Annotated in this window: 5 protein-coding genes and 1 pseudogene; 2 read left to right on the top strand and 4 right to left on the bottom strand. The window is 38.7% G+C overall.

Translation table 11 applies throughout. The features are described from left to right. Positions 1-358 precede the first annotated feature (358 nt). On the top strand, positions 359-1,075 hold the full coding sequence (locus tag L2748_RS22605; protein ID WP_220783311.1) for a hypothetical protein: 717 nt from the start codon (positions 359-361) through the stop codon (positions 1,073-1,075). 433 nt (positions 1,076-1,508) lie between these two features. Here L2748_RS22605 and L2748_RS22600 read toward each other — a convergent pair whose 3' ends face one another. The 4 genes from L2748_RS22600 to L2748_RS22585 all read right to left on the bottom strand — a co-directional run bounded on the left by L2748_RS22600 (position 1,509) and on the right by L2748_RS22585 (position 5,032). Next, positions 1,509-2,120, bottom strand: a complete 612-nt coding sequence (locus tag L2748_RS22600; RefSeq protein WP_220783312.1) for a hypothetical protein — start codon at positions 2,118-2,120, stop codon at positions 1,509-1,511. Positions 2,121-2,234: 114 nt separating this feature from the next. Continuing rightward, entirely contained in the window at positions 2,235-2,786 is a 552-nt protein-coding gene (locus tag L2748_RS22595) for a hypothetical protein (RefSeq protein WP_220783313.1), read from the bottom strand. 687 nt (positions 2,787-3,473) lie between these two features. Next, positions 3,474-4,328 (bottom strand): DUF3037 domain-containing protein, encoded by an 855-nt coding sequence (locus L2748_RS22590; protein ID WP_220783314.1) that lies wholly within the window; start codon positions 4,326-4,328, stop codon positions 3,474-3,476. Then, entirely contained in the window at positions 4,325-5,032 is a 708-nt protein-coding gene (locus L2748_RS22585) for a HipA family kinase (protein WP_220783315.1), read from the bottom strand. The genes L2748_RS22590 and L2748_RS22585 overlap by 4 nt, the downstream gene beginning before the upstream one ends. Before the next feature lie 256 nt (positions 5,033-5,288). On the opposite strand from L2748_RS22585, the pseudogene L2748_RS22580 reads away from it, so the two are divergent. Continuing rightward, positions 5,289-6,848, top strand: a pseudogene (locus L2748_RS22580) (IS3 family transposase). Positions 6,849-7,055: the final 207 nt, after the last annotated feature.

Here is a 7,055-nt window from a genome sequence, read left to right as displayed (position 1 = left end):
TTGGGCTATATCTTATTAAAAGACTAATAGGGAACAGTAGAGTCAGTGAAGCCCTCTGTCATCATTATGCGCTGAAACGAATTTATGGACATAAATGTGTTAGATATACCTCGCTAGATAACCTGCCATTGATTAGAAAAAGTATCTTAGTCTCTTTAATCGAAACCTTAACGCCATTGCCAATTAATGGTTTAATAGTACTTCTATATTTAATTAATTCTTTTTTCTCTTTTGACTTTAGCCATAACTTTGGGAGAAATAACTCCATGCGCCCTCAAGTCATCGTTGCAAGATCTCAGTTTGCGACAAAACCTAATAGGTTTAAATGAACCTCATGATGCGTGAAAGAATAAGTTGAATGAATGCTGTTAAGCTCTATATTATTTCATTTGAGCGGGTTAACTTAGCCAAGGAGAGCGATTTGGGATTTTTCGATTGGTTAAAAAAGAACGACAAACATTTACCGGAGCAACATAAAGAAAACAATACGCTTTTTCGCGATGAACTGGGAACTTTAGCCCCCTTCTTTCGCGACTTAGCCTTTCAAATACCAGAAGGAAGTGCTATTCCGTATCCGACTGGCTGCGATTTGGATGGGAACCCAATGGACTTCGTCAGTTTCATTGTGAATTGTAACGATGAGCAGATTGCAAAGGTTAAAGAATTTCCGGCTATAGAAGTCTCGGCAGGTATTGTGACTTCAATTCATGAGCCCACTTTTTATATCATCTTCATTATGTTTCGATTCGACGGCCATGATGAACTTACCTATTCAGTACCCATTACTCGCGACAATAATGCCATGAATGAAGATTTATTGGCTCTATCGGAACAGAATGGGATGCAATTCATCTTAGTAGGAGGAAGTGCACATAAAGTGCTTAGGGTTCAGCACGAAGATTTTCATAAAATGCTGAAACAAAAACTCATTTGGCTAGACGGTAAACTATCGTGTCCCTGTCCAATGTTGAAGTTTAGTGATGTGGTTATGACGTTGAATAGTGTGACCCAATCCGCAGCAGGAACCTGGCAGTTATTTGAAGAACATGAGGGAATGTTTAAAATCAACCTGTGATGGCTCTATTACTAGCATGACGCCACAAATTATATAGCTCGGGAATAGGTGCCTTTGTAACTGGTTAAATAGTTTGACCAAATCGTTAAATGTTGTAGGTATGAAAACAATAAGTCAAATTCCTAAGCTTTAAATTAGGTTCAATTCTGTCCAAGCTCATTTTTTTTGGGGCATAAGGAGTCAGCGCAGACTCGCTAACTCGAAAATGGACAAAAGCTCGTTAGTACTTAAGCTCTAAAATTTATGGCTCAGATAATCATTACTAATGATTATCTTAAGAAAGCGGGTTTATGTTCACTAAGAGATGGATCGCAGTTCATTACCCTAACCAGAAAGTTTAGGTTAGGCGCTCTAAATGAACCGCCCTGTGCGGAGTCGCATGCTGGGTGGTGTGGGGGTTGGAGGTTAGACACCTCCGTCTACCCGATTAGTTTTAATATTGACGGTTACGCTTAAGTACAATATTGTTTTCTTTGGCTATCTCATTAAGTTCTAAATATATTTTATTGTAATCATCAATAGAATTCATTTGTGACCAACTCGATAAAATATTCTCTTCTTTCTGACTGTCGATATACGGTGCGATAATTCGCATATGCTGAGTATAATCAGATGTTGCATTTAAAACCATTGATTCACCCGCCAAAAACAATAGAACGAAAGATAACCAAAACCAAACGATTATATTAATAAATGCAACTAGAAAGGGAGCCCACTTGGGAATTGGTTTATTCGAATTAGAAGTTTCTTTTTCTTTAGGTTTATTCAGATTCATTCTCGATGATGTTCCTGCCCAAATAACAGTAACCGCAACGAAGAACAAGGTTAAAATATAGTATGAGTAATTAGTTGGTTGCAGCATTGCAGCTTTTTCGTACCGACTATCAACGTAATCAGTGAGAGAACTTAGAGCGCCACTTCCTAAGTATAATAATATAGTTCCTGAATGCTCTACTATAAGCCATACTGCCAGAGATCCTGCGGCCCCCCAAAAAAAAGTAAAGAAACGAGGGTTTTCTTCTAGTTTATTCCACAAATCTATCAAGGGTATTCCTTTAAAACTAACGCCTGCATTTGCGGCTTGGGTAAATTGGCGGCTTTTGTGCGTATTTTTGCAAAAAAAGGTAACAGTTTATCTAAATCTGGCAAGATGCACTTGTTAGGTTGTAACATCATAGTACTCTGCCGAATATTTTAGGCCACCAAAGTATTTTAACTTTAGTTCTGCTAACCTCGCTGAATGATTTAACCATGCTGTAAGGTCAAATTGGTGCTCGATACTTTTTAGTAAATTGATCTCATTTGGTTCCATTTCTGATGAGTACTCGTGAGTGTCAAGAAATGGAATTTGCTCTTTTGGCTTATATTCAATTTGCTCTAGTTCGAAGTAACCGCAACGACACCCCAAACTTAAGAATTCTTCGAAGTTCGCACCAACTATAATGTTTGATGTATCAGCACAAGGCAGCGTCATTACTATTGGCGAGTTTTCATTTACTTCACCATTGTCGGTTAAGAAACCAAAGTGGACGCCATCACCTCCAGTTGTTGCAAAAGTAACTGAGTTTTCAGGTGTGCACCAATACCCCTTATTTTCAATATCTCTGAATAAGATGAGGCCAACAGGATCAAAATAATAATTCTCTGACTCAGGAAATTGAGCTCTCTCTTTTCCAGTTAACTGCCACAGTTTTTCGAGACTTTCGAACATTTTATTTTCAACCTAACATTTGTATAGTGCGCATGCACGGTTTTCAAACCTATTATTTACATGCACATATATCTAAGCGCGTGATGTTAAATAGTATTATATTAAGCCACAAGTGTAAACGCGCACAATTCCATCAACTATTGACTGGAAATATGACAAAAACCAATAATACTGTGGATAAAAACAGCCTAGGGAAGATAGGAAATGCATAACTTATAGATTAAGCAACCCCTTTCTCATTAGCTTTTCTAAAGCCAAGCTTTGTTCGGCAAATTTGCCTCTTGAATAGTGAAACACGTTTTGGGGCATAAGTGAGTCAGCGCTGACTCGAAAATGGACAATTATTAGATTCAAAATCTTAAAAAATATGCAACGTTTTGTATTGCGTAATCTAAGGGGTATAAGCAGACCATCGAACCAAAATATTACAGAGGATTTGCTGTTTCGTCTCGTTGAAGTTTTTCAATAGCTCAACAATTCAATGTTGAATGATAAAATGAATATTACATTCAGGAAACATCCCTTCTATTTCAAGGAGACTCGGTTTGTAAGCGAGATGATTGCGAACGCCGTACATGATAATATGTTTAAGGCAATATTGATGTAAAATAATTCGAGAAAGGACAGTGTTAATGGAAGCTTGGTACAAAACTTAAAAGCTGCACATAGTGCAGCTGTTGATTACAACTAATGAGATAGTTTGAAGTTAGCAGAATTATTGAGTTCATCGAATTGAGCAAACTCGATAATATCCTCTTTCGATTCGTAGGGTATGATTTCCACGCCGAGTTCTTTCATTCCTCCATAAATCACTTCAAACGACTGATGAAATTCATCCTTTTCATTAGTAGGTCTTTCTATTGTAAAAAGAAAGTTTTCTTTTTGAATTACATTAGCTTTCAATAGGTGTTTTACGCGAGAAATCCAACGATCACCATGCTCTGTTAGCATTAATGTAGTACTTTGATTAAACGCTAACGGCTTAATTGTTTTGACTGTGTTTGCAACTTTAGCAACTAAAGGAAGTTTATACGCTGTATAGCCAACATCAAGGCTGGTTTCCTTATATCGGACTTCTTTTGGTAGTAAATTTGTAAGGTTTTTCCTTAAAGCTCTAACCATTTGAGTTTCACGGTACTCTATTTGCTGTTGAAAATTCCTACCAATATACTTATCAAATAGGCGTTCCAGAGTGATTTTCGGGTTTTCTGTTAAGGTGGCACTCAACTCTCCAAACACGATGATACCTTCTCTTGTCCTAGTGACCTCATTCATTAGGTCAACTAGTTGCTGTCCATGTAAATAATGACAGAAATCCTTAACTCTTTTAAGCTCAACTTCGAATGAAGTTAGCGCACAGGCATACAACTGGCCATCAAAATCTTCAAAAAACTCATTAATACGTTTAAATCTAGTTGGAGCCAATTTATAGTCAACAAAATTGCCATTAGGTGTAAAGGCTAAAATGCCGACATTGGCAAATTCTTGAGTTTCAGCGAACGGCATAAAGCGAATAGTTGCAAAGTGCAGTAAAGTTTTCATTTTATACCCTCCCAAAATTCATCTTCGTTAACTCGATTCAATATACTTCTGATTGATGCTTCAATGCTACCATTGGGGTCATTTTCTAGCCAATCTTTAGGTAAAGACTTAAACGCCTTGTCTAAGACTATGGTACATTTACGTATCCTTTTTTCGTAATCCTCTCTGTCTATTAAGTCTAGACCATTCCAGAACTTTGCACCTACGTGATAAAGTTTATGTTCAGCTAGTGAGAAATCTTTATTAAATGCTAAGTTGTGGTCAAGAACAAAAGGTTCAAGAGTTTTTTGATGAACAAAAAAGTTAGGATTACCGCCACGTTCAGTTAGATTTCTATCATCATTTTGTATCCAATAGTCGAAAAAAAAGAGATCTTTAAGTATATTATTACCCAGCGCTTCTAATTGATTAAAACGAATTTCTTGAATGTCTTTTTGTCTTTCTGATGCGAAGTTACAGCAATATAAGTCATATATGCCATATTTCAGAAATTCATTATCAGCTACAGCTTTTTTAAAGGGGGGGATAGGAAGACCAAACGAAACACCAAGATGCGCCACAACCCATTCATACATTAATTCTTTTGGAGATGCTTTGCTACCTTTGACAATGTACTGATTATCATCACTAGCTTCACATAAATAAGGCGCTGTCATGCCCTGTGATACTTCTCTAATTACAGAAGTAATTTCAACTTCGTCCATAAGGTTTAATATATCCAAGTTTTACTTGATGTACTAGTGATGCCTAGTAACTCGCTTTATTAAGGGGATTTTACCAAGCTAACATTATAGACACAATGCAAATTGTATCTAACTACCATTTACCTTGTGTTTAGATTGAGATTATCCCTCTTACATCTTGGCTTCCAAAATCACTGTGCCCCCCTGTGTCAGGATTGTTGTCACCCCTTAAAATCATCCATTAATCTAATATAAGGGGCGGTAAACAGAGAGCTAGATGGCCCGATATTCACAAGAACGTAAAGAAGCGATCCTAAAAAAATTATTGCCTCCCAAAAATATGACCGTTGCAGAGGTTGCCCTTAGTGAAGGGATCTCGACCAAAACCTTGTATCATTGGCGCGACAAACTCAGAAAAGAAGGTCTACCCGTGCCAGGTAAAACATTGACTAGTGATGATTGGTCTGCTGAAGCTAAGCTCGCTGTTATTATCGAAACAGCCCCGATGTCAGAAGCAGGAATTAGTCAGTACTGCCGAGAAAAGGGCTTATTTAGAGAGCAAATACTTGAGTGGAAAGAAGACTGCTTAGGTGGTTTTCAGTCGAGCAAGTCTCAAGCTAAAGAGATAAAAATTCAGGCTAAAGCAGATAAAGCCGAGATCAAATCATTGAAGCGTGAGTTGCGTTATAAAGATAAGGCGCTGGCAGAAACTGCGGCGTTATTGGTGCTAAGAAAAAAGCTCAATGCCTTGTGGGGAGACGACAACGAGGAGAGCTAACAACGCTGACTGAGCGCGTTAAATTAGTCGAGTTAATCCGAGAGGCTCACCATAGTGGCGCAAGACTGGATAAGGCTTGTGAAGTCGCTTTACTCAGTAAGCGGACTTTCCGTCGCTGGTACAAATCCGGAAATGTACAGGCTGACTTACGACCGATAGCGGTTAGGCCTGAGCCTGCAAATAAGCTCAGCGAGAGCGAACGTCAGCAAGTGTTAGATATATGCAATGAGGCTAGGTTTGCCAGCTTGCCACCGTCACAGATAGTACCAACACTACTGGATGAAGGCATTTATATCGCTTCTGAATCAACGTATTACCGCGTACTTAAAGTTAATGAACAGGTCAACCATCGTGGCCGTAGTAGGCAAGTTGCATCAAGAAGTAAACCTGCGGCTTATCAGGCAAAAGGGCCAAATGAAATCTGGTCTTGGGATATCACTTATTTATTGTGCCTCGGTCATCAAAGGTCAGTTTTATTATCTGTATATGTTTGAAGATATTTATAGCCGTAAGATTGTTGGATATGAAGTCCATGAGCGGGAATGTGGTGAGCTTGCTGCCCAGCTTATGCAGCGAAACATGTTGCGTGAACAATGCTTCAACCAGCCGTTAGTCTTGCACTCAGATAATGGTGCGCCAATGAAGTGTCTGACCATGAAAGCTAAGCTTGAAGAGTTGGGCGTTACGGCCTCACTTAGCAGACCGAGTGTGAGTAATGACAATCCTTACTCAGAGGCATTGTTTAGGACGCTTAAGTACCGGCCACAATGGCCTAGCAAGGGCTTTAAAAGTCTGACTGAAACTCGTGAATGGGTAGAGAAATTTGTCACTTGGTATAACTACGAGCACAAACATAGCAAGCTCAAATTTGTTTCCCCAGGCAAGAGACATGCGATGCAAGATAACGATATTTTATTTAATCGAAAAACTGTGCTTGAAGCTGCAAGGGAGAGAAATCCAAAACGTTGGCCTAACGGAATAAGGAACTGTGAACCAATCGGCGCGGTAATGTTGAACCCAGATCATGTGCCCGATGAAGAGACGAAAAAGGTAGCGTAAAATTTAAGCGAAGAGTGTCAACTATCTTGAAAAACACCGGTGCCACTACACATTAGCTTTTCTATGGATAGAGCCTTATTAGGCCTGATTCCACTTTAAAACCGCAAAACGCATTTTGGGGCATTTATTAGTTTGAACGTTATGACTTTTACGTGGAATTTGTAGGTAGAGATAACGTTTTTTGTTCAATAAAAATATCCGCAGTGT

It is taken from the genome of Shewanella sairae (genome assembly GCF_023283535.1).
Classification (GTDB): Bacteria; Pseudomonadota; Gammaproteobacteria; order Enterobacterales; family Shewanellaceae; genus Shewanella; species Shewanella sairae.
This window is presented reverse-complemented; position numbering and strand designations above follow the sequence as displayed.

Coding starts and splice junctions, on each gene's coding strand:
- L2748_RS22595 (WP_220783313.1), bottom strand. CDS start 2,786: ATGTTCGAAAGTCTCGAAAAACTGTGGCAGTTAACTGGAAAAGAGAGA.
- L2748_RS22605 (WP_220783311.1), top strand. CDS start 359: ATGAATGCTGTTAAGCTCTATATTATTTCATTTGAGCGGGTTAACTTA.
- L2748_RS22585 (WP_220783315.1), bottom strand. CDS start 5,032: ATGGACGAAGTTGAAATTACTTCTGTAATTAGAGAAGTATCACAGGGC.
- L2748_RS22590 (WP_220783314.1), bottom strand. CDS start 4,328: ATGAAAACTTTACTGCACTTTGCAACTATTCGCTTTATGCCGTTCGCT.